20 protein-coding genes are annotated in these 23,291 nt (G+C 72.4%); 13 read left to right on the top strand and 7 right to left on the bottom strand.

The genetic code is table 11. The features are described from left to right. The first annotated feature begins 20 nt into the window (after positions 1–20). The 3 genes from AB0A90_RS01350 (at position 21) to AB0A90_RS01360 (ending at position 2,486) form a co-directional block, all read left to right on the top strand. Positions 21–488 (top strand): MarR family winged helix-turn-helix transcriptional regulator, encoded by a 468-nt coding sequence (locus AB0A90_RS01350; RefSeq protein ID WP_357239743.1) that lies wholly within the window; start codon positions 21–23, stop codon positions 486–488. Positions 489–681: 193 nt separating this feature from the next. Further along, positions 682–1,662, top strand: a complete 981-nt coding sequence (locus AB0A90_RS01355) for an ATP-binding cassette domain-containing protein (protein ID WP_357239746.1) — start codon at positions 682–684, stop codon at positions 1,660–1,662. Next, on the top strand, positions 1,659–2,486 hold the full coding sequence (locus AB0A90_RS01360; protein ID WP_357239750.1) for an ABC transporter permease: 828 nt from the start codon (positions 1,659–1,661) through the stop codon (positions 2,484–2,486). The genes AB0A90_RS01355 and AB0A90_RS01360 overlap by 4 nt, the downstream gene beginning before the upstream one ends. Position 2,487: 1 nt before the next feature. Here the strand turns inward: AB0A90_RS01360 and AB0A90_RS01365 are convergent, their stop codons facing one another. After that, entirely contained in the window at positions 2,488–5,667 is a 3,180-nt protein-coding gene (locus AB0A90_RS01365) for a BTAD domain-containing putative transcriptional regulator (protein WP_357239753.1), read from the bottom strand. Positions 5,668–5,780: 113 nt separating this feature from the next. Here AB0A90_RS01365 and AB0A90_RS01370 point away from each other — a divergent pair, with 113 nt between their 5' ends. The 6 genes from AB0A90_RS01370 to AB0A90_RS01395 all read left to right on the top strand — a co-directional run bounded on the left by AB0A90_RS01370 (position 5,781) and on the right by AB0A90_RS01395 (position 12,786). Then, positions 5,781–6,614, top strand: coding sequence for an ABC transporter ATP-binding protein (locus AB0A90_RS01370; protein ID WP_357239756.1), 834 nt, complete (start codon positions 5,781–5,783; stop codon positions 6,612–6,614). Between the two features lie 32 nt (positions 6,615–6,646). Next, complete coding sequence (locus AB0A90_RS01375) at positions 6,647–7,630, top strand: iron-siderophore ABC transporter substrate-binding protein (RefSeq protein ID WP_357239759.1); 984 nt, start codon at positions 6,647–6,649, stop codon at positions 7,628–7,630. 2 nt (positions 7,631–7,632) lie between these two features. Beyond that, positions 7,633–9,735 (top strand): iron ABC transporter permease, encoded by a 2,103-nt coding sequence (locus tag AB0A90_RS01380; RefSeq protein WP_357239762.1) that lies wholly within the window; start codon positions 7,633–7,635, stop codon positions 9,733–9,735. A gap of 27 nt (positions 9,736–9,762) precedes the next feature. Continuing rightward, complete coding sequence (locus AB0A90_RS01385) at positions 9,763–10,668, top strand: siderophore-interacting protein (protein WP_357239765.1); 906 nt, start codon at positions 9,763–9,765, stop codon at positions 10,666–10,668. A 153-nt stretch (positions 10,669–10,821) separates the two neighbouring features. Continuing rightward, on the top strand, positions 10,822–12,282 hold the full coding sequence (locus AB0A90_RS01390) for an SDR family NAD(P)-dependent oxidoreductase (RefSeq protein ID WP_357239768.1): 1,461 nt from the start codon (positions 10,822–10,824) through the stop codon (positions 12,280–12,282). Positions 12,283–12,309: 27 nt separating this feature from the next. Beyond that, complete coding sequence (locus AB0A90_RS01395) at positions 12,310–12,786, top strand: heme-degrading domain-containing protein (RefSeq protein WP_357239770.1); 477 nt, start codon at positions 12,310–12,312, stop codon at positions 12,784–12,786. A 12-nt stretch (positions 12,787–12,798) separates the two neighbouring features. On the opposite strand, the gene AB0A90_RS01400 is transcribed toward AB0A90_RS01395, so the two are convergent. Next, the gene (locus AB0A90_RS01400; protein WP_357239773.1) at positions 12,799–14,175 is read right to left on the bottom strand and encodes an FAD-dependent oxidoreductase; all 1,377 of its coding nucleotides are present in this window, start codon (positions 14,173–14,175) and stop codon (positions 12,799–12,801) included. A gap of 177 nt (positions 14,176–14,352) precedes the next feature. Here AB0A90_RS01400 and AB0A90_RS01405 point away from each other — a divergent pair, with 177 nt between their 5' ends. Both AB0A90_RS01405 and AB0A90_RS01410 read left to right on the top strand, forming a co-directional pair. Beyond that, positions 14,353–15,738, top strand: a complete 1,386-nt coding sequence (locus tag AB0A90_RS01405) for a serine hydrolase domain-containing protein (protein ID WP_357239776.1) — start codon at positions 14,353–14,355, stop codon at positions 15,736–15,738. A 92-nt stretch (positions 15,739–15,830) separates the two neighbouring features. After that, positions 15,831–17,159: an alpha/beta hydrolase gene (locus tag AB0A90_RS01410; protein ID WP_357239779.1), complete on the top strand. Its 1,329-nt coding sequence runs from the start codon at positions 15,831–15,833 to the stop codon at positions 17,157–17,159. Positions 17,160–17,186: 27 nt separating this feature from the next. Here AB0A90_RS01410 and AB0A90_RS01415 read toward each other — a convergent pair whose 3' ends face one another. After that, complete coding sequence (locus AB0A90_RS01415; protein WP_357239782.1) at positions 17,187–18,407, bottom strand: MFS transporter; 1,221 nt, start codon at positions 18,405–18,407, stop codon at positions 17,187–17,189. Between the two features lie 41 nt (positions 18,408–18,448). Between AB0A90_RS01415 and AB0A90_RS01420 the strand changes: the two genes are divergently transcribed. Next, on the top strand, positions 18,449–19,543 hold the full coding sequence (locus AB0A90_RS01420; protein WP_357239785.1) for an ROK family protein: 1,095 nt from the start codon (positions 18,449–18,451) through the stop codon (positions 19,541–19,543). Between the two features lie 36 nt (positions 19,544–19,579). Here the strand turns inward: AB0A90_RS01420 and AB0A90_RS01425 are convergent, their stop codons facing one another. Beyond that, entirely contained in the window at positions 19,580–19,978 is a 399-nt protein-coding gene (locus AB0A90_RS01425; RefSeq protein WP_357239788.1) for a MerR family transcriptional regulator, read from the bottom strand. 90 nt (positions 19,979–20,068) lie between these two features. On the opposite strand from AB0A90_RS01425, the gene AB0A90_RS01430 reads away from it, so the two are divergent. Next, the gene (locus AB0A90_RS01430; RefSeq protein WP_357239791.1) at positions 20,069–20,203 is read left to right on the top strand and encodes a hypothetical protein; all 135 of its coding nucleotides are present in this window, start codon (positions 20,069–20,071) and stop codon (positions 20,201–20,203) included. An 8-nt stretch (positions 20,204–20,211) separates the two neighbouring features. Here the strand turns inward: AB0A90_RS01430 and AB0A90_RS01435 are convergent, their stop codons facing one another. The 3 genes from AB0A90_RS01435 to AB0A90_RS01445 all read right to left on the bottom strand — a co-directional run bounded on the left by AB0A90_RS01435 (position 20,212) and on the right by AB0A90_RS01445 (position 23,289). Further along, a complete protein-coding gene (locus AB0A90_RS01435; RefSeq protein WP_357239793.1) occupies positions 20,212–20,664 on the bottom strand; it encodes a hypothetical protein in 453 nt (150 codons plus the stop codon). 85 nt (positions 20,665–20,749) lie between these two features. Next, positions 20,750–21,727: a hypothetical protein gene (locus AB0A90_RS01440; protein ID WP_357239796.1), complete on the bottom strand. Its 978-nt coding sequence runs from the start codon at positions 21,725–21,727 to the stop codon at positions 20,750–20,752. A gap of 32 nt (positions 21,728–21,759) precedes the next feature. Next, complete coding sequence (locus AB0A90_RS01445) at positions 21,760–23,289, bottom strand: plastocyanin/azurin family copper-binding protein (RefSeq protein WP_357239798.1); 1,530 nt, start codon at positions 23,287–23,289, stop codon at positions 21,760–21,762. Positions 23,290–23,291 lie beyond the last annotated feature (2 nt).

Raw genomic sequence — 23,291 nt, forward strand, 5'->3', positions numbered from 1 at the left:
GCACTCCCAGGAGGCCACCCGTGGCAACCCAGCCCCTGTCCGACGTCGAACTCGCGACCCAGCCCGCCGCGTACTGGACCGGCGTGGCCTACGAGGCACTCATCGCCTTCACGCGGGCCCGGCACGCCGAGTTCGGTTTCACCCAGCCCCAGTTCTGGTTGCTTCGCAACCTGTCCGGCAACGACATCTCGCCGGACGGTCACGGCATGACCATTCCGGAACTCGAGATGGCGATGAGCACCTACCTGAGGTCCGAGGACGATCTGGAGGCCGAGGCCGGCGTTCTGCTGGATCGGGGTTGGCTCACGCGCGACGACCAGCAGCGACTCTGGATCACCGACGCGGGCGAGGCGGCTCGCCTCGACCTCAAGCAGCACGCTCCGGCGATCCGTGCCCGCATCCACCAGGGGATCGCCGACGCCGACTACGTGACGGCCCTGAAGGTGCTCCGGCAGATGATCCGGAACACGGACGGTCCGGCGACCTGACCTGGTGCGTGCGCACGCGGCTTGATCGACTCGGTCTTCTCGAAGTCGCGGTGTCGCGGGCGGGTGGATACCGCGTCTTTCGGGAAGTCGAGTCGATCACCGCGCCGGGGCCGGAACCGCCGGTGTCAGCCGGTGTCAGCCGGTGTCGGTGGCGTGTCGGGGCGGTGTCAGCCGAGCCGTGCAGGCTGGGCGCATGACAGCTGACCTGGTGATCGAGGCCGAGGGCCTCGTGAAGACGTTCGGGAAGACGAGGGCGCTACAGGGCGTGGACCTCGCGGTTCCCCGCGGGACGGTGCTCGGGGTGCTCGGCCCCAACGGCGCCGGCAAGACCACCGCCGTACGCATCCTCTCCACCCTGCTGGCCCCGGACGGCGGAACCGCCCGAATCGGTGGTTTCGACGTGGTACGGGACGCCGAGCGCGTTCGGCAGAGCATCGGCCTCACCGGCCAGTACGCCTCGGTCGACGAGGACCTGACCGGGCGGCAGAACCTGGAGCTGTTCGGCACCCTGCTGGAACTGGGGCGCACCGGTGCCCGGCGGCGGGCCGCCGAACTGCTCGACTGGTTCGACCTGACCGACGCCGCGAACCGCCCGGCGAAGACCTACTCCGGCGGCATGCGGAGACGACTGGACCTGGCCGCCAGCCTCGTCGGCTCCCCCGACGTGATCTTCCTGGACGAGCCGACCACCGGACTCGACCCGGCCAAGCGCGAGGACATGTGGAACGTGGTCCGCTCGCTTGTCGGCAACGGCTCGACGGTGCTGCTCACCACGCAGTACCTGGAGGAGGCCGACGCGCTCGCCGACGCGATCACGGTGATCGACCACGGCCGGGTCATCGCCCACGACACGCCGGACGGGCTCAAGCGGGTGGTCGGCGGGCAGACCCTCGAGGTCCGGCCGACCGACGCGGCGCACCTGCCCCGTACTGCGGAGATCCTGACCCAGGTCGGCTCCGGCGCGACCGCCGACGAGATCCGGAAGGGCGTGCTCGCGGTGCCGGTCAGCGACGACGCGGCCCTGACCGAGAGCGTCGCGCGGTTCGCCGCCGCCGGCATCGCGGTCACCGAACTCTCCCTGCACCTGCCGAGCCTCGACGAGGTGTTCTTCACCCTCACCGGGCGTACGGCATCCGACGACGACACCACCCGCCCCACGGAGGTCGCGGCATGAGCACTCTGATCGACACGGCACCCACGAAGAGCCGCGCACTGTCGACGACGGCCCCGAACCCGCGGCCGTTCCGGCTGGTCCGGCACTCGTTGGCGCTCGCCAAACGCAGCCTGATCAAGACCTGGCGTACGCCCGAAGCGCTCATCGACGTCACCCTGCAACCGGTGCTGTTCCTCATCATCTTCGTGTACGTCTTCGGTGGCGCGGTCGCCGGATCGACCCACGACTACCTGCAGTTCCTGCTGCCCGGCATCCTGGCGCAGACCATCGCCACCGGCGCCATCGCGATCGGCGTCAACCTGAACACCGACATCGCCAAGGGCATCTTCGACAGGTTCCGGTCGTTGCCGATCCCCCGCTCCGCACCACTCGTCGGGGCGGTTCTCGGCGATGTCGTCCGGTACGTCATCGTCACGGTGTCGACTCTCGCGATCGGTTACGTGATGGGTTTCCGGATCGAGACCGACCTGTTCCGGGCGGTCGCCGGGTGCCTGCTCGCGGTGCTGTTCGCGCTCTGCCTGAGCTGGCTGCCGGTGCTGGTGTCGATGAAGGTGCGGACCGCGGGTGCCGTGCAGGGCGTGATGTTCGCGCTGATCATGCCGCTGAGCTTCGCGTCGAACGTGTTCGTCGGCGCGGACACCCTGCCCGGCTGGATGCAGGCGTTCGTGGACGTCAACCCGATGACCCACCTGGTGGCATCGGTACGCGGACTGTTCCTCGGCACCCCACTCGGCAACCACGTCTGGTGGACGCTCGCCTGGTGCGCCGGCTTCGTGGCGGTGTTCATGCCGCTGGCGCTGCGCGCGTACCGCAAGAAGATCTGACCTACGCGAGCAGGTCGTCCATCAGCTCGCGGATCCGGTTGACGGCCGCGACGGGTGGCCGCTCGCGCCACGCGGCCAGCAACGGCTCACGCTGCTCCTCGTTCCCGAGGATGGCGTTGAGCCGTTCGCCGTTCTCAAAGGGGAAGAACATCTCGATCTGGGTGCCGATCCGCTTCGCGAGCACGGCCAGTTCGCGGGCGGTGTCGGCGTCACCCCGGTACGCCGCGAGTTCCGCGCCGCCCGACGCCCACGCCCCGATCACCGGCAGGTCCCGCGAGGTCAGCGCGTCGTCGCGGGCGAGCGACAGCATCGCGGCCGCCTGGACGGTGACGTCGGCGCCCGACACCCGCCCGGCCTGGGCCACCCGCAGGTAGATGATCGCCGCCGTGGCCCGGAGCATCACGCGCGGCTGCGGCTGCGGCCCGACCCAGCCGGCGAGGACGCGCATCACCTCGTCGGCGTGGGCGAGCGTCTCGTCGTACCGCTCGCGCTGCCAGGCGAGATGCGCCAGGCCGAGCAACGCCTGCGCGGCGTCGATCTGCTCGGCCTGACCCAGCGCGGCCGTCTCGCCCAGTCGCCGCTCCGCGTCCGCGTCGCCGGTCAGGGCCAGCTGCACGTCCAGCCGGACCCGGATCGACCGCGCGTCCTGCGTGGCGCCGACCAACTCCATGTGGTGCACGCTGCGGGTCAGCCACTCGGCCGAACGGGCATCCCCGCTCGGGACGAGGAACTGCCCGACGGCACCGGCCGCCATCGCCATGCCCCAGTGGTCGCCGGCGGCCTCGAAGCGGTGGTACGCCTGCTCGGCGTCGCCGATCGACGCCTCCGGCAGGCCGCCGTTCTCCCGTACCGCCGCGCGCGCGAACAGCCCGAGCCCCTGCACGTACGGGTCCGGGTGCGCGACCATCTCGGTCGCGCTCTTCAGGCTCTGCTCCACATCGGACGCGTCGAAGCCGGGCAGCGCCGACGCGAGGGCGGTCAGTCGCGACGACACCTCGGCGGGACGTTCGGCCAGCAGCGTCCGCAGCGCCCGGCGGGCGAGCACGGCGGGCCGCAGGTCGGCGCTGACGCCGGCGTTGACGCTGATCACCACGCACATCCAGGCCAGCCGCTCGGCGTTGGGCAGCGGCCGGCCGCTGGCCGTGCCACGCAGGATCGCCGAGCGCGTCCGTCGCTGCGGGTCGTCGATGTGCAGCAGCCCGCGCGCCCAGGCCAGCACCTCCAGGTGCAGGCCCCGCACCGACCAGAGGTGGAACAGCGCGGTGGCGACGTCGACGGCGGCGGGCTCGTCGTCCGCTCCCATCGCCCACCGCAGGCCCGCGACCAGGTTGTCCTGCTCGGCGGCGCACCGGTGCAGTGCATCGACCTGGCCGGGGCCGATGAAGTGGCCGGCCAGTGCGACGGCCTGCTCCCGTGCCCAGCTGACCAGGCCGGCCATCGCCTGGTCCCGGTCACCTGCCGCGTCCAGCCGGGCCTCGCCGTACTCACGGACCGTTTCGAGCATCCGGTAGCGCGGCGGACCGTCCCCCTCGACCAGGGTCAGCAGGGACTGTTCGACGAGGGTCGCCAGGCCGCGACGGACGTCCGGGGTCTGCGCGACGGCGGCGGCGAGGTCCGCGGTGAACGGCGCGGGGATGACCGCGACCCGCTGGAGCAGGTGGCGGTCGGCGGCGGCGAGCAGTTCCCTGCTCCAGTCGACCAACGCCCACAGGCTCGCGTGCCGCTCCGGCAGGCCGCGCAGGGCGTCGTCGAGCAGCGCGAACCGGTCGGTCAGGCCGGCGAGCACGTCGTCGATCGGCATGTGCCGCAGTCGCGCGGCGGCCAACTCGAGTGCCAGCGGCAGGTTGTCGAGGCGGTGACACAGGGCCAGCACCCGCTCGGCGTCCCAGGTCGGCACGGCGCCACCAGCCCGGGCCCGGGACTCGACGAGCGCGAGCGCGTCGCTGTCCGGCAACGCGGTCAGCCGGTGCACCACCTCGCCGACCAGGCCCAGTGGGGCGCGGCTCGTCGCGAGCACCGCGACCTCGGGGGACGTCACCGCGACGAGGTCCGCGACGACGGCCGCCACCGCGTCGAGCACGTGCTCGCAGTTGTCCAGCACCACCAGCCCGTCCAGGTCCGGCGCCACCGCGCGCAGCCGCTCCTCGGGGTTGAGCACCCGCCGCTCCAGACCCAGATTGCCGCCGGTCGCCGTGGTGTCCGCACCGCCGAGCGCGGCGAGCACCGTGGGCAGCACCTCGTCGGGCGAGCGCAGGCCAGCGAGTTCGATGACGCGCACCGAGCGCCCGGCCGCGGCGGCGCGTCTCGCCACCTCGGCGGCGAGCCGGGTCTTGCCCGCCCCGCCGGTCGCCACGATCGTCACGACAGGTGTCTCGGCGAGCGCGTCGGTGACGGCCATCAGGTCCCGCTCCCGCCCGACCAGGGCGGCCATGGGACGACGCCACGCGGTGGGCAGCGTGATCCGCGCCGGTTGCCGGGGCGGCGCCGCGACGGGCGCTGCGGTGAGTTCACCGCGCAGCAACGCGAGGTGGACGCTCGTGATCACGGGCGACGGGTCGGTGCCGTACCGGTCGGCCAGCTCGGCGCGCAGCCGCTCGACCACCTCCAGCGCCTCCGCCTCCCGCCCCTGGGCGGCGAGCACCCGGACGAGCAGGGCTGCCGACGGCTCGTCCGGGGGCGTACGCGCGACGAGCCGGCCCAGGTCGACCTCGTCGAACGAACCCACACCGGCGAGTGCCGCCTGCGCGCGCAGCGCCGTGACATCCGCGAACAGGCGCGTGTCCTCGCTGGTGACCAGCTCCGGGACCTCGGGGAACAGGGCACGCGCCTGATCGGCCAGGCCGCGGGCGGACCGGACGTCGCCACAGTGGAACACGGTCCGCGCACGGTCGACGAGCGCGCGCGCCTCGACCGCGTCGACGGTGATCTCCTCGGCGGGCAGCCGGTATCCGCCCGGCACCGCGACCACGGGCAGCCCGAGACGACGAACCCGGGACACGAGCGCCTGGACGGCGCCTGTCGCGTCGTCGGGTGGCGTGCCGTCCCAGACGGCGTCCACGAGCAGGTTCACGGAGACCGCTCGCCCACGCGCGTCGACGAGCGCGCGGAGCACCGCCACGAGCCGTTCACCCCGAACGGGCCGGCCGTCGACGGCGAGTGGGCCGAGGGTCGCGATGTGCACGGACCCAGCATCCCTCACGCGCCCACGGGACCGACGACCACCGGTCCGCCCGGCTGTCGACGGGAGCGCGACCGGCTTGACAGGCCACAACGAGGTTAGGTTAGCCTAACCTCATGCAGAACGAGTTGGCGTCGGCCAACGGGGGTCGCAGCCTGTCCGGCGTCGACCTCCGTCTGGGCTACCACGGTGTGCCGGTGGTGCACGGTGCCGTGATCAACCTCCGCGCGGGCGCCGTGACCGCACTGGTGGGGCCCAACGGCAGCGGGAAGTCCACGCTGCTGCGGGCGCTGGCCCGGCTACACCCGATCGAGGCCGGAACCGTGCACCTCGCCGACGGCGTCACGGCCGCCAGCCTCCCGGCCCGCGAGTTCGCTCGTCGGGTCACCCTGCTGGCCCAGAGCAGGCCGGTGCCCAGCGGTGTCACCGTCCGCGACGTCGTCGGGTACGGCCGCCACCCCTACCGGGGGCGCTGGCGGGCGGAGGACCCGCACGGTCCCGCCGCGATCGCCCGCGCCATGGACGTCACCGGCGTCGCGACGATGGCCGATCGCCCCGTGGACGAACTCTCCGGAGGCGAGTTGCAGCGCGTGTGGCTGGCCACCTGCCTGGCCCAGGACACCCCGGTGCTGCTTCTCGACGAGCCCACCACGTTCCTCGACCTGCGTTACCAGGTGGAGATCCTCGACCTGGTCCGGGACCTCGCGAACGACCACGACGTCGCCGTCGGCGTCGTGCTGCACGACCTCAACCAGGCAGCCGCCGTGGCGGACGAGATCGTCCTGTTGCACCAGGGCCGGGTGCGCGCCACCGGCACCCCGGCCACGGTCTTCACCGAGGACGCCCTCACCGAGACCTACGGGATCCGCATCGAGGTGACCACCGATCCGGTCAGCGGACTGGTCACCACCCGCCCGGTCGGGCGGCACCCGATCCGCGCCCTGGTCTGAACACCCCTCATCCTCAGCAGAGAAAGACCGTCATGACCCGTACCCGTTTCACCGCCCTCCTCGCCGTCGTGGCCGCGCTGACGCTCGGCGCCTGCGGCACCACCGAGAAGGCCGCGGCCCCCGAGACCTCCTCCTCGGCGGCCGGCGGCCCGGTCACCCTCACCGACAGCCGCGGCAAGGAGATCACCCTCAAGGCCCCGGCGACCAAGGTCGTCGGGCTGGAGTGGGGCGAGGTCGAGATGCTGGTCAGCCTCGGCGTCATGCCCGTCGGCGTCGCCGACCCGAAGGGGTACGGCACCTGGGTCACCGCCGCGAAGCTCGACCCGAGCGTCAAGGACGTCGGCACTCGCGGTGAGCCCAGCGTCGACTCGATCGTCGCCCTCCAACCCGACCTCATCGTGATGGAGGACGACCGGGGCGCCAACCTGATCAGTCAGCTGGAGAAGTACGCCCCCGTCGTGGTCGCCAAGGGCAGTGACGCCACCGACAACCTCGGCCGGATGCGCACCGACCTCACCATGATCGCCAAGGCCGTCGGCAAGACCACCGCGGCGGAGAAGCTGCTCACCGACTTCGACGCGGCCATCGCCGACGGCAAGAAGAAGATCGCCGACGCGGGCGCCGCCGGCCGGCCGTTCGCCATCGCCGACGGCTGGAAGGAGGGCAGCACCGTCAGCATCCGGATGTTCGGCAAGGGCGCGCTCGTCTCCCAGATCGGCATCCAGCTCGGTCTCACCAACGCGTGGACCGGCAAGACCGACGAGGTGTGGGGCCTCGGCCAGACCGACGTCGAAGGCATGACGGTGCTCAAGGATCCCAACCTGCGCTTCTTCTACAGCGCATCCGACGGCGACGACGTGTTCGCCAACGGTCTCGCCGGCAACGCCATCTGGAAGGCGCTGCCCTTCGTCCGGCAGGGCAACCTGCACAAGATGCCCAACGGCATCTGGACCTTCGGCGGACCGCTGTCCGGCAAGCAGTACATCGACGAACTCGTCAAGACGTACGCGGTGTGAGCGTGCTCAGCGCACCCCCACGTCCGGAGCCGGCCACCCGGCCGGCTCCGGACGGCCGCCCGGCCGCGCCCCGCGTCGCCGTCGTCTTCGTCGCCGCGACCCTGCTGCTGCTCGTGGTCGGCGCGGTGCACCTCACCCAGGGCACCTCGAACGTCGGCGCCCTGGATCTGCTGCGGCTCGCGACCGGCGCCGACGACGAGACGGCCCGCGTCCTGATCGCCGCCCGGCTGCCCCGACTGCTCGCGGGGCTGGCCATCGGCGTCGCGCTCGGCTTCGCCGGTGCCGCGTTGCAGTCGATCGCCCGCAATCCACTCGCCTCGCCCGACACCCTCGCGGTCAACGCGGGCGCACACCTGGCGATCGTGTCGGTGGCCGCGTTCGGCGTCTCGCTGCCCGCGCTGCCCGCCGGCGGCCTCGCCTTCTGCGGAGGGTTGGCCGCCGCCGGCCTGGTGATGGCGATGTCCTCCGGCGGGCAGGCCGGCACCACCCGGCTCATCCTCGCCGGCTCGGCGACGGCCCTGGCGCTCGGGTCGGTGACCACCCTGCTGCTGCTCCTCTTCGAGCAGGCCACCATCGGCCTGTTCGCGTGGGGCAACGGCTCGCTGGTGCAGAGCGACCTGACCGCGCTGACCCAACTGGCGCCGGTGATCGTCGGCGCCATCGTCGTGCTGATGCTGCTCGGGCACCGCCTCGACATCCTCGCCCTCGGCGACGACACCGCCACCGTGCTCGGGCTCGACGTGCGGCGTACCCGGCTCACCGTCATGGTCCTCGCTGTGCTGCTGTCCGCCGCGGCCGTCACCCTCACCGGTCCGGTCGGCTTCGTCGGCCTGTGCGCCCCGGTGATCGTCCGGCTGCTCGCCCCCGTGGTGCCGGGGGTGCACCGGCACCGCATCCTGCTGCCGCTGTCCGGCATCGCCGGCGTCGTCATCGTGCTCGGCTCCGACGTACTGCTGCGCGCCGTCATGGGCGGGCAGGCCGGAGTCGACATCCCCACCGGTGTCGTCACCACCCTGTTCGGCGCGGCGATCCTCATCTGGCTGGCCCGCCGGCACCGCGACGCGGGCCCCACCCACCGCCCACCCGGCGGGCACGCGGCCGTCCGCTCCGCCGCGTTCCACCGCGGCGTCGTCGCCGTCGCCGCCGTGGTGACCGTCTCCGCCGTGGCGGTCGGCATGCTGGCCGGTGACACCTGGGTGCTGCTGGGTGACGTCGTCAACTGGGTCAACGGCAGCACCGGGCCGGCGTACACCTTCGTGCTGGACCAGCGGTGGCCGCGCGTCGCCGCGGCGGTCCTGGCCGGCGCGGCGCTCGCGGTGGCCGGCACCACCGTCCAGGCGGTCTGCCGCAACCCGCTGGCCGAACCGGGCATCCTCGGCATCACCGCCGGCGCCGGCCTGGGGGCCATCTCCCTGCTCACCTTCGTGCCGCTGGCCGGGGTGTGGGCCGTCTCCGGCGTCGCCGGGCTCGGCGCGATGCTGGCGTTCGCCCTGGTCTACGGCCTGGCCTGGCGCGGCGGGCTGAGCTCCGACCGGCTGGTGCTGATCGGGTTCGGCGCCTGGCAGGGCGGGATGGCGGTCATCACCTACCTGGTCGTCGCCTTCGACCCGTGGAACACCGGGAAGGCGTTGACCTGGCTGTCCGGCTCCACCTACGGCCGGACGCCCACCCAGGTGCTGCCGGTGCTGATCGCCCTGCTGGTGCTCACCCCGGCCGTGGTCGCCGCCCGTCGCGAACTCGACCTGCTGGCGCTGGACGACGACACCCCCCGGGTGCTGGGCGTCCGGCTGGAACGTACCCGGCTGGTCGCGCTCGGCGCGGCGGCGCTGCTCACCTCCACCGCGGTCTCGGCCGTCGGGGTCATCGGCTTCGTCGGCCTGGTCGCCCCGCACGCCGCGCGGGCGCTCGTCGGCGGGCGGCACTCCCGGGTGCTCCCGGTGGCCGCCCTGCTCGGCGCGGCGCTGGTCAGCGTCGCCGACACCCTCGGCCGGACGGTCATCGCTCCGGCCCAGGTCCCCGCCGGCCTGGTCACCGCCATGATCGGCGCCCCGTACTTCGTCTGGCTGCTGTGGCGCTCCCGCGCCGTGGCGAACAACCCCCGGTAGATGCCGGCCCGAGCCCGGAGAGGCACCATGACCGAGACCCTGCCCATCGCGCCCTGGCGCGTGTTCACCGTCAGCGTCCGCGCGGTACGCCGACTCAGCCCGTCCTTCACCCGGGTGACCTTCACCGGGGCGGACCTCGACCGGTTCGCGGACAACGGTTACGACCAGCGGATCAAACTGGCGCTGCCGCTGCCCGGTCAGCGCCGGGCGAGCCTGCCGGACGGCGCGGACTGGTACGCCACCTGGCGGGCGCTGCCGGACCACCTGCGCAACCCGATCCGTACCTACACCGTGCGGGCGGTCCGACCGCACCTGGCCGAGGTCGACGTCGACCTGGTGCTGCACGGCGACAGTGGCCCGGCGACGCGCTGGGCTCGGCGGGCCAGCGTCGGCGACGAGATCGCCCTGGTCGGGCCGGACGCCGGCTTCGACGGAAACCACGGCGGGGTCGAGTTTCGACAGTCGACCGGCGGCGCCCTGCTGCTGGCCGGGGACGAGACCGCCGTGCCGGCGATCAGCGGCATCTGCGAGCGGCTACCCCTCGACGCCCGGGGCACTGTCGTGCTGGAGGTGCCCGACGCCGCCGACGTGTTGCCGCTGGTGACGCCCCCCGGCATCGAGGTGCGCTGGCTGGCCCGGGCCACCGACGGGTACGGCAGCCGGTTGGTGCCCGCCGTCGTCGCCGCGGCCGGGGAGCTGCTGGCCCCCGACGCCTCGTCGGCCGCCCAGCCCGTGCCGGACGTGAACCTGGACACCGAGATCCTCTGGGAGGTGCCCGAGGAGGTGGCCTCCGCTCCGCTCTACGCGTGGCTGGCCGGGGAGGCGGGCGTGATCCGTCACCTGCGCCGGCACCTGGTCGCCGAGCGGGGTCTGGACCGGCGGGCGGTGGCCTTCATGGGCTACTGGCGGCTCGGCCACGTCGACGCGGACTGACCGCGCCGCGAGGCGCACCACGCCGGGCAGCGAGGCGCACCACGCCGGGCAGCCGCGAGGTGCGTCGAATGCCGCAAGGCGCGTACCGTTTCGGGTCGGACTTGGGGTGGACCGGCTGGAGCCGGCACGGGATACGGGACGAGACACAGACGCATGACGGTGGACAACATTACCGAAAACGGTCAAGAGGGCATTGACCGAAGCCGGCTGGAGGCCTGCCTCAGCGTCTTCGAGGCGTTGGAGGAGCTGCCCTCCGACCACCCGGACGTGGTGCGGGTGCAGCGGGCCACCGCCCGGCTCTACAAGGTGATCAAGCAGCGGCGGCGGGAGGAGCGGCGCGACGCCATCCTCGCCGCCGACCGCGCGGTGACGGAGGCCACCGCCACCGGCGCCCCGGGGCGGATCGACGACGAGACCCAGGGCATCCCGCTCGCGTCCTCCGCCGCGGGCGAGACGGCGGGTTTCCTGCACAACGCCCGCGGCTGCTACGTGTGCAAGCAGCGCTACCGCGAGGTGGACGCCTTCTACCACCAGCTCTGCCCGTCCTGCGCCGCGCTCAACCGGGAGCGCCGCGACGCCCGTACCGACCTGACCGGCCGGCGCGCGCTGCTCACCGGCGGCCGGGCGAAGATCGGCATGTACATCGCGCTGCGGCTGCTGCGCGACGGCGCGCACACGACGGTGACCACCCGGTTCCCGCACGACGCGGTGCGCCGGTTCGCCGCCATGCCCGACAGCGGGGACTGGCTGCACCGGCTGCGCATCGTCGGCATCGACCTGCGCGACCCCGCCCAGGTGATCGCCCTCGCCGACGACGTCAGCAGCCAGGGTCCCCTCGACATCCTGATCAACAACGCGGCGCAGACCGTCCGCCGGTCCCCCGGGGCGTACGCGCAACTCATCGCCGCCGAGGCCGCGGCCCTGCCGGACGGCCCGCTGCCGGAGCTGATCACGTTCGCCAAGCCGGACGGTCCGGGCGGCCCGGTGGGCAGCCTGACCGCCGGGCCACAGTCGACGGCGCTCACCCCGCACGCGCTCACCGCGCTGGCACTCACCAGCGGCTCCGCCTCGCCGGAGCGGATCGCCGCGTCCACGGCCATCGACGCCGGGGGTCTCGTGCCCGACCTCGACTCGGTCAACAGCTGGGTCCAGCGGGTGCAGGAGGTGGACCCGGTGGAGCTGCTCGAAGTGCAACTGTGCAACGTCACCGCGCCGTTCGTGCTGGTCAGCCGGTTGCGCCCGGTGATGGCGGCCGCGTCGGCCCGGCGTAAGTACGTGGTGAACGTGTCGGCGATGGAGGGCCAGTTCGGCCGCGGCTACAAGGGGCCGGGACACCCGCACACCAACATGGCCAAGGCCGCGCTGAACATGCTGACCCGTACCAGCGCGCAGGAGATGCTGACCGACGGCATCCTGATGACGAGCGTCGACACCGGCTGGATCACCGACGAACGCCCGCACCCGACGAAGATGCGGCTGGCCGACGAGGGCTTCCACGCCCCGTTGGACCTGGTGGACGGCGCGGCCCGGGTGTACGACCCGATCGTCCGTGGCGAGCTGGGTGAGGACCTGTACGGCTGTTTCCTGAAGGACTACGCGCCCTGCGCCTGGTGACCACCCGGTGCGACGAGAAGGAGAGTCATGACAGCCGATCGTGAATCGTGGCCGACGCTCGACGAGCTGCTCCGCGAGGAGGCCGAGCTGGAGCTCGCGGGTCTGTCCGAGACCGACGCGTACGAGCTGGGGCAGCTCGCCGTCGCCGCCGCCCGGGACCAGCGGTTGCCGGTCTCGGTGGGGGTGTGGCGGGCCGGTCGCCAGCTGTTCCACTGTGGCCTGCCCGGGTCGACGGCGGACAACGACGGGTGGTTGCGCCGCAAGGGCCGGGTGGTGATGCGGTTCGAGCACTCGTCGCTGTACATGGCGCGGTTGTGCCACGACAAGCAGGTGACGCTTACCGAGAAGTTCGGTCTGCCGGCCTCCCGGTACGCGGCGGCCGGCGGTGCGGTGCCGCTGCGCGTACGCGGCACCGGCGTGGTGGGCTGGGTCGGCGTGTCCGGGCTTCCCCAGCTGGAGGACCACCGATTCGTCGTCGACATCCTGCGCAAGCTGCCCCGCTAGCGCGGCCGCTCGTCAGTGGGCACGCCGGTTGGCCCGTAGTGCGCCGAGGAGCACGCCGGGCCGGGCCAGCGTGAGTGGGTGTTCCCGCATGGAGACGACCTGGTTGAACCGTCGGGCGATCGCCACGTCGGTGACGGTCGCGGTGATGATCTGGCGGCTGGCCCAGCTGGTGATCCGGTGTCCGCGCGGGTAGGGCCCGTCGACGTGGGGCAGCGCGAGGTCGGCCGTGGTCGACGTCGACCACGCGGCGTCGACCACGACCTTCTGCAACGCGAGGTACTCCCGGGCGGGGGCGGTCAGATCCGGGCGACCGCGCAGGTACGTCGCCAGGCAGGCCGCGTGCAGGGCCGCCGCCGTCATGCCCTGCCCGTACACCGGGTTGAACGAGGCGACGGCGTCGCCCACGCTGACGAGCCCGCCCGGGAAGCGCCGCAGCGCGGAGAATTCGCGCCGTCGACTGTCGGCGTGGTGGTAGGTCTGGACGTCGCCGATCATCTCCTGGTCGGCGACGTCGCCGAACTCGGGGGGGAACTGCTCCCGCAGTCGGCGGACGAAGTCCTCTGCCGTGGCGCCGGGGCGGTTGTCACCGTAGCCGGCCATCATGGCCATCCACCGACCGTCCTCGATGGCGAAGAACGCGGCGCCGGCGACGTCCGAGGCCATCCTCGGGCTGTTCAGCGCCAGGGCGACGGTCGAGGCCGGGGCCGTCGGCGGGCGCCGGAACAGGGCCGTCGCGTAGTTGAGGTGCACGGTCATCCGCCGGGTGGCCGGCCGCTCCCAGCCGGCCTGCTCCAGCCAGGCCGACAGCCTGCTCGACCGTCCCATGGCGTCCACCACGAGGTCACCGCTCTCCACGCCGGGCACCCCGCCGACGTCGCAACGGACCCCGGTGACCACGGTGCCGTCGAACACGAGACCGGTGGCACGGGCGGTGACCGTCTTGACGTTCGGCAGTCGCAGCACCTGTTGCCGGATCAGTCCCTCCAGGAGCGGCCGGCTGCCGGCCAGGCTGTCGGCGTCGTCGGGGACGACGACCCGCAGGCGACCGTCGAGGTAGTTGCGCCGAGACGCGGGTGGCGCCTCGACGACCCCGCGCGCCAGGGCCTCCTCGCGGAAGCCCGGAAACAGTCGCTCGAACTGGAGGGAGCCGCCGGGCAGCAGCGCGTGCAGCTGCGTCCCCTGGGGTACGCCGGGGCGCGCGCCGCTCACCTGCGGGTCGTCCCGGTCGATGATGACGACGCTGTCGGCGTAGTCGGAGAGCACGCGGGCGGCCAGCAGGCCGGCGACACTGCCGCCGACCACGACTGCCGTGCCCAGTACCGGGGACGGCTGATCCGGGGGCCGCACCGCGTTCAGCTCGGCGAAGATCCGGGCGCGGGAGAGGGGCATCGTGCTCTCCAAGGGTATGGATGGTCGGTCGGTGTGGCGCCCGCCGATCGTTGCACAACCACCGCACATTTACCGAACGTGTCTGCATGGTGACCATCTGTTGGCCGGTGGCGGGGCGTGACCGAGGTTGGAGGGCTCGGTTGGCGCACGTCGATGTCAACTGTCACGATTCCCGGCATGCCCATTGCGCGTCGTACTCTGCTCGGGGCCGGTCTGGCCGTCGCGACCTCCGCCCTCGCCGGCTGCGGTGACGACGGTCCGCCGAAGCCCGGTCCGGGCGATCCCGGCGGCGCGGTGACCGCGACGGACGCCGCCGGAAACCGGGTGGGCTTCGGCTCGGCCGGTGACACCACCGCCCCGTCCGGATCGCCGAGCGCCGCCGCGTCGCCGAGTGGCGGTGCCGTGCCAGCCGGCCAGGCCCGGTACGCGCAGGGCGTGACGGCGCTGCTCCGCAAACACCTCCCCGCCACCTCGCAGACCGTTGCGCACAAGGGCTTCCCCGGTGCGGTCGCCGTCGTCCTGGTCGATGGGAAGACGACCGTGCACACCGCCGTCGGGGAGGCGCTGCGCTACGGCGCGGGCCCGAAGCTTCTTACGGCGAGCCAGCGGGTCGCGATGCGTCCCGACTCCATCTTCGACCTCGCCTCGGTGACCAAGGTCTACACGGCCATCCTGCTGCTCCAGCAGGTCGACAAGGGCCGCGTCGACCTGGGCGCACCCGTCCGTGACTACCTGCCGGGCTTCACCGGAGCCGGCACCGAACGCGTCACCGTCGAGATGCTGCTGACCCACACCAGCGGCCTGCCGGTCGGCGCCAAGGTCACCGGCCTTGCCGACAGTGCCGCCCGCTGGAACGCCGTGCTCACCACCGGGTTGGTCTCCGGCGCCGTGCCCGGGGACACGTTCCGCTATTCCAGCGTCGGGCTCATGGTCGCCGGCCGAATCGTCGAGAAGGCCACCGGTCAGCGGCTCGACCAGGCGCTCAAGAGCAACCTCACCGGCCCCCTGGGCCTGCGCGACACCGGCTTCAACCCCAACACCTGGTTGTCCGGCACCGCGAAGGCCGATCGGCTCGTGGCCACCGACGCCCGCTCGTCGCGGGGCCTGCTCCGGGGCACCGTCCACGACGACGTCGCCAACCACCTCGGCGGCATCGCCGGCCACGCCGGCATCTTCGCGACCGCCACCGATCTCGCGGTCATCGGCCAACTGCTCCTCGACGGGGGCACCCACCAGGGCAAGCGGATCCTCGCCGCGGCGACCGTGCGCCGGATGCTCACCAACCAGAACGCCGGGAAACCCGCGGTCGACCCGGAGCGACCCAACCGGACCGCCGCGCACGGCCTCGGCGTCGTCCTCAACCAGAGCTGGTTCATGGGCCGACTCGCCTCGGCCCGGACCTTCGGCCACACCGGCTTCGCCGGCCCCTCGCTCCTGGTCGACCCCAACCGCAAACTCGTCCTCGCCCTGCTCACCAACCGCGCGCACCCCAACTGGAGTTGGGCCAATCCGGATCCGGTCCGGGCCGCGGTCGGCGACCTGCTCGCCAGAGAGGTCAGCTGACCACGGGCGGCAGGTATGGACCGCCGAACCTCACCCTGACACGATACTTGCGCTAGCAGTGCAAATACTTCGTCTCGTACGGTGGAGGACCGATGCACACGTCTCGCCGGAGATTGCTCGCCACGGTGGCCGGGGTCACGCTCGCCGCCGGTCTGTCCGTCGCCCCCGTCCCGCGTGCCGCCGAGGCCGCGCCCCCGCCGGCGTACCGTCCGGTGGTCTTCGTGCACGGCAGCGCCGGGTCGGCCGCGCAGTTCCAGTCCCAGGCCAAACGTCTGACCAGCAACGGCTACCCGATCGACATCATCGAGGCCCACGAGTACGACTCACCGAACATCGCCACGATCCTGCCCCAGGTGTACGCGGGACTCGACGCACGGATCTCCCGCCTGCTGGCCGCGACCGGCGCGGATCAGGTCGACCTGCTCGCGCACTCCCTGGGCACCTTCGTCATGCAGGGCTATCTCACCAGCTCACCGGCGCGGGCCGCCCGGGTGGCGCACTACGTGAACCTGGACGGACGCACTGCGGCGACCCCTCCCGGCGGGGTGCCCACCCTCGCGATCTGGGGTGAGGGCGATCCGGCCCGCGCCATCGTCGGCGCGACGAACGTGCACCTGCCCGACCAGTCGCACACCCAGACCGTGTCGTCGCCGGAGTCGTTCGACGAGATCTTCCGATTTCTGCGTGGTCGAGCGCCGCACACGACGCGGATCGTGCCGCAACTCTTCGGCACCGCCCGGGTGTCCGGCCGCGCGGTGCTCTTCCCGAGCAACGTGGGCGTCACGGACGCGACCCTGGAGGTCTACCCGGTCAGCCCGCTGACCGGCGGTCGACTGTCGCAGCGGCCCGCGCACCGGGTGCCGCTGAGCGGCGACGGCTCGTTCGGTCCCGTCCCGGTCCTCGCCACGGCCCGCTACGAGTTCGCGGTCGTGCGCCCGGGCGCGGCGACGCACCACTTCTACGTCCAGCCGTTCCGCCGCTCGGACTCGTTCCTGCGCCTGACGACAAGCGTGCCCGGCGAGGGCCTCAGCGCACTCGTCGAGACCAGCGACCGGCACACCGCGCTGACGATCCAGCGCCAGAAGGAGTGGTGGGGCGACCAGGGCGACGCCGGCGACCGCCTGTGGATCAACGGCAGGGATGTCCTGAACGCGGCGAACACGCCACGCGTCAAGAGGACGATCGCCATCTTCGCCTTCGACGACCACAGCGACGGCGTGACCGACCTGACCGCTCCGCTGCCGGAGTTCTTCAGCCAGACGTTCATCACCGGCGTGGACGTGTTCATCCCGGCCGCCCCGGCGCACCTCGGCCTCGTCGGGATCACCGTGGGTCAGCGCGGCGGCGGCTACGAGGTGGTCAACGTGCCCAACTGGAGGTCGAGCGCCCATCGGGTGACGGTGAACGTCGACGACTTCTGAACCGCCCGCCGCGGGCGCCCGGCCACCTCAGACGGTGGCCGGGACCCGCTCGCGCGTCCGTCGGCCGACGGCGAAGCTGACCAGCCCCAGGACCAACCCGAGGACCGCGAGGACCGCACCCACCCGGGCGGGCGCGAGGTAACCGAGCCCGGCGGCGATGGCGACGCTGCCCAGGGCGGCGCCCAGGCTGTTGGCGATGTTCATGGCCGACTGGTTGACCGCCGCACCCATCAACTGCGCGCCCGGTGCGACGGTGATCAGGCGGGCCTGCAGGACCGGGCCGAGGTAGAGGCTCGTCGCACCGACCAGGAACGCGCCCACGAACAGGCCGACCGGGTTTGACGCGACGAGACTGAACGCGGTGATGCTCACGATCATCGCGACGAATCCGATGACCATGCTGCGCCGCAGGTCGCGGTCCGCGAACCACCCACCGAGGGCATTGCCGACGGTCATGCCGAGACCCACCGCGACCAGCGCCCACGGCACCGTCGCGGCGGAGAGCCCGGCGACGTCGGTGGTGACCGGTGCGATGTAGCTGTCCACCGCGAAGAACCCGGCGAACCCGACCGCGCCCGTGGCGGCGACCAGCCAGACCTGCGAGGTGCGCAGCGACCGCAACTCGGCGGCCGGCGAGCCGTCGACCGCCGCGGCGACCTCCGGGACGACCGCCAGCACCGCCAGCAGGGTGAGCACGAAGACACCGGCGATGACCAGGTACGCGACGCGCCAGCTGGTCGCCTGCCCGAGGCGCGTGATGAGGGGTACGCCGACCACGTTGCTCACGGTCAGGCCGCTGAGCACGGTGGCGAAGCCGCGGGCCTCGTTACCGGGGCCCATCAGCGACGCCGCGAGCAGGCCGGCCGCGCCGAAGTACGCGCCGTGCGGAAGCGCCGCCGCGAACCGCGCCACCAGCACCAGCTCGAAGGTGGGGGCGAGCGCGGAACCGACAGTGCCGACGGCGAAGAGGACGAGCAGCCCGAGCACAAGCCTCTTGCGGGGCAGGCGTGCGCTCAGCGCGGCGATCAGGGGCGCGCCCACGACCACGCCGAGCGCGTACGCGGTGATCATCCAACCCGCTCGGGCGACCGCCCCGGACGACGACTGGGCGTACTCCCGCGAGAGCAGACCGCGCGCGATGTCGGGCAGCAGGCCCATCGCCACGAACTCGGTCAGGCCGATCGCGACGCCACCCAGTGCCAGGGCGACAAGCGCCGCCACCCGTCGACCTCTGCTCAACTCGATCACCGAGAAAATTTAGCAACAGCGTTGCGTAATAGGGTGTCGAGATGACTCGCATCACTGCGGACGTCAGGTTCCTGCGCGGCTACAACCAGGCACTGGTGCTGGGCGTGGGTCGTACCGCGCGATGCTTCGAGCGCTCGACAGTGGTCCAGGCCACCGGCCTGACCCCCCAGGCGGTCTCCAAGGTCATCGCCCGCCTCGGCGCCGACGGCCTGATCCGTCCCACCGGTGCCCGCCGGCCGGGCGTCGGCAAGCCCGCCATCGTCTACGAACTCGTCCCCGACAGCCGGTACGCGATCGGCGCCCACGTCGCCCGGCGCACACTGCGGCTGGTCCTGGTCGACCTCGCCGGCACCGTGCGCCGCTCGGCGGTCAGCCCGCTGCCCGGCGACTTCACCCCGCCGCACCTGCTCGACGCCCTGCGCTCCGGCATCGACACGATGATCGGCAGCACCGACGTCCGGAACCGACTCACCGGCGTGGGCATCGGCATGATCGGCCCACTGGACCACGCCCACGGCCTGGTCCGCGGCGCCCACGGTTTGCGGCACTGGCACGACGTACCGCTGCGCGAGATCGCCGAGAAGCACCTGGACCTACCCGTCCACCTCGACAAGGACGTCACCGCGGGGATCACGGCCGAAGCCTGGCGACACGGCGCGACGTTCGGCGACGCGGCGCTCATCATGATCGAGTCTGGGATCGGCGGGGGCTTGTGGCTGGGCGGCGCGGCCCACCGGGGCGCGCACACCAACGCGGGAGAGTTCGGCCACACCGTTGTCGACCTGGACGGTCCCCGCTGCGTCTGCGGCCGGCACGGCTGCCTGGAGATCGTGCACCGCCACGCCACCGAGGCCGGCGACCTGGCACGTGCCGCCCGCGTCGTGGCGGTGGGCGTCGTCAACCTGCTCCAGACCCTCGACCTCGCCCACGTGGTGCTGGCGGGCGCGGATCTCCTCCGGCACCCGGAGACCTATCTCGCGGCCGTCACCGAGGCCGTCCAGGCGGACGCGCGACGCGTGGACTGGCTCCGGACCCGGGTGAGCCTGTCCGGTCTCGGCGCGGACGCCATCGCCGCGGGCGCCGCCATGCAGGTCCTCGACCAGCACTACGGCATCCCCGAGCTGGCCCAGACCTGAGCGTGCCGACGGCACCCCGCGACTGCTGCCGGTTACTCAGTGGTGCACCGTCGCGGACACGAGGGTGTCGACCTCCGTCCGGGTGCAGCCACTCGCCGGGCTCTCGCTGAGGGTGATGACCGCCTCGAGCCGGTCCCTGGCCTGCCGGAGCTGGGCGATCTGCTGATCGATGCGGTCGCGTTCGGCGCGCAGCATGGCCCGGGACTCCGGGGTGTTGACGTTCGCGTCGACGCAGGGCAGCAGGTCCAGGATGGTACGGCTGGCGAGGCCGGCGGCGTACAGCGTCTGGATCAGGTGGACCCGGTCGACCGCGCTGTGCGGGTAGTGGCGCTGCCCGCCGCTGCTGCGAGCGGCCGTCAGGAGCCCCTGCTCCTCGTAGTAGCGCAGGGCCCGCACGGACACCCCGGTCTGCGCGGCCAGCTCACCGATGCGCACGGCCCCTCCCCCCGGTCGGTGACACCCGCCACACAACCTTGTCTCTCACGTCAGCGTCAGGTTTGAGCGTAGCTCGCGGACGGCTCGTCGGTGAACCTGCCAGGAGGCAACCGATCACGCAGGGCACCGGTTCGGATCGACGTCCTCGCCGACGAGTGGAGCGCGTACGTCAAGGCGTCCCTGGCCAACGACCCGAGCGAGTTCTACCAGCCGACCGGGCGGTAGCGGCGACGTCACTGGCAGACGACCCACTTGTCGTCCTCCTCGACCAGCGCCATGTTCTGCGTGAACCGCGCGCCCGTGGCCTCCTGGACCACCTCGACGGTGGCTGTCGCGGTGACCCGGCCGTTGTAGTTGTTGACGACCAGGCCGGTGATCTCGTAACTGCTGAACCGCAGTTGCGCAGCCTGGATCCGGGCGAAATCCTCCTGCGTCAGGTTCTTGCGCACCTTGGCGCACAGCCGCCCGTACGCGGCCGGGTAGTTGCCCGCCTGCATGTCGTCCGCGTACGCCGTGGCGGCGGCCCGGGCCGGTTCGACGTTGTCCCGGACGCCGCGGTAGATCCAGAAGCCGGCGCAGACGCCCACCACGCAGCACACCGACAGCAACGCGGCGACGACGATCAGGACCGTCCGAGCTGTGCGGTTGGGCTTCGGGCTGGGCACCATCATCGGCTCGTACGCCATGACCGGAGGGTAGACAGGCACAGCAAGCCCGTACCCTCCGCTGCCGGGCCGGACGCCGAGGGCGTCCGGCCCGGCGCGAAATCCGCTACAGGCGGGCGGTGCCGGCCGCGGTGGCCTCCTGAACCGCCGAGGTACGACGCAGCTCGGCCCGCTCGTCGCCCGCCTCATCGCGGTCCGGAACTGCCACCCGGGCCGCCCGGTTGGTGCCCGCCGCCGCCTGGTCACCGGTCACGCCGCCGCGGATCCGGTTGTTCGCGGCCACCTGGGCGGCCGGGTCGTTGCCCGTCACCGTCAACTGACCGTTGATGATGTTGTCGTCGACGGTGACACCGCCGGTGGTGCTGGTGACGCTGACGTCCGTGCCCCAGTAGCCGCCGGAGGCGCAACTGTCGAGGGTGCCGTTCGGGCCGAGCTGCACACCACCCAGGTTGCCGGCGAAGGTGGCCCGACCGCGCACCGCGCTGCCGCACACCACACTGCCGGTGGCGCTGTTCAGCACCGAGAGGGTGCCGTCGACGAACGAGTCGTGCACGTCGGTGTAGTAGGTGCCGGTGCTGCTGACGTTGCGCTGCACCTGCGTGCCCCGGTCGAGCCGGACCTCACCCGCGCCGGCGGTGACCGTCCCGACGATCGTCGACTCCTCCACGAACAGGAAGCTGTCGACGGTCGCGGTGCCCTTCGGCCGCACCGTCACGTTGCCGCTGCTGGCATCCTTGAGGAAGACGCCGTACCCGCCGGCGGCCAACACCACCTGGCCGTCGATCGTCGTCGCGGTGGCGTCGAGGTAGCCGTCCGCGGCGACGCGTACCTCACCGCTGACCCGGCCGCCGGCAACCACCAGGTTGGCGCCGGCCGCGACGGTGACGTTGCCGGTGATCGTGGTGCCGGTCAGGGCGCAGGACTCGCCGGCCGGCACGAGCAGGTCGTTGGGCACGGTCACGGCACCGCCGGTGCCGATGCAGTGGGTGACCAGGTCGGCGTGTGCGGTGGGCGCCACCGCCAGCACCGAGGCGGCGATGACGGCGCTCACGGTGGCCAGCTTGGCGACGGTACGTCCGGGCATCGTTGTACTCCCTGTCGATGAGATTCGAGGACTCATGCGCCGACGTCCGATCGGGCCGCGGCCCGGACGATGGCGCCCTGCTGTCGCCGGTTGAGCGTGCCGCCGGTCACGAGCGCGGTGGTGACCGCTTCGACGTGCCGGACGAAGTCGGCGTGACCGGGGTAGTCGGCGTGTTCGTCGATCAGATCGTTGATGGTGCAGCCGTCGCCGGTGTCGACGTTCGCCACTCCGGTGTCGTCACCGTCGATGATCACGGTGGCCCGGGTGTCCGAGGCGGGACAGCCGTCGCTGCCGTCGGCCACCACCGTGAACGTGGTGGACTGCTCGGCGGCGGCGTTCCCCGCGGTGTCGGTCGCCCGGTACCGCAGGGTGTGCGCGCCGACGGTCCGGACGACGACCGGGCTGCCGTACGCGGTCCAGCCACCGCCGTCGAGGGCGTACTCGATCGACGCCACCCCCGAGCCGTCATCGGTGGCGGTGACGGTGACTGTCGCGCCGCCGACGTACGCGCCGTCGTCGTTCCGGTCACCGGCCACCGTGGCGGCGACAGTGGGTGGGGTGGTGTCCTCGGCCTGCGGCTCCACGACGGTGAAGTGGGCCATCTGCTCGGCCGACGTGTTCCCCGCGACGTCGGTCGCCCGGTAGTGCAGCATGTGCATGCCCACCGTGGTCACGACGACCGGAGCCGTGTACGCGGTGAAGGCTCCGCCGTCCAGCGCGTACTCGATGGTGGCGACACCGGACCCGGCATCGGTGGCGGTCAGCGTGACGGTGGCCGTACCGAGGTAGTTGCCGTCGCCGTCCTGCTCGCCGGCCGGCGCGGCCGTGACCACCGGCGCGGTGGTGTCCTCCTCGGTCGGCTCGACGATGCGGAACGACACCGAGCCGACCGCGCTGGTGTTGCCGGCCTGGTCGGTGGCCCGGAACTGCACCGAGTGGTCGCCGACCGCGGTCACCGGCACCGGTTGGGTGTACGGCTGGAAGCTGGTGTCGTCGACCTGGTACTCGATGGTGTCCACACCGGAGTCGGTGTCGGTGGCCGTGACGGTCACCGTGGCCGCGCCGAGGTAGTTGCCGTCGGCGTCGCGGTCGCCCGAGACGACGGCGTCGACGGTCGGCGCCGTGGTGTCGCCGCCGCCTCCGCCGTCGGTGACGACGAGTTCGCCGACCATCTGGCTGTGGCCCGGGATCGCGCAGAAGTAGCGGTACCGGCCCGGCGTCAGGTTCACCGTCGCCTGGTGGCGGCCATCGTTGGCGTCGAACGGGTTGGCCAGGATGTTGAGCGTGACGTCGTGGTTGTAGCCCTCGGTGCTGGTGTCGAAGGTCAGCGTGTGCGGCATCCCGGTGGTGTTGCCGGTGGCCGCGCTGTTCTCCCAGATGATTGTTGTCGCGCCGGCCACCGCCTGGGCGGGGACGGACTTGTAGCGGGTGGTGTTGTCGTCGGCGGTCCAGGTCAACACCTGGTCCGCGGCGACACGCGGGGCGGCGCTGGCGGGCGGCGCGGCAAACGGGATCACCGTGAGCAGGAGCGCCGACAGCGCGGCCGTGAGTCGTCGGGTCATCG

Source organism: Micromonospora sp. NPDC049204 (assembly GCF_040647935.1).
Taxonomy (GTDB): Bacteria; Actinomycetota; Actinomycetes; order Mycobacteriales; family Micromonosporaceae; genus Micromonospora.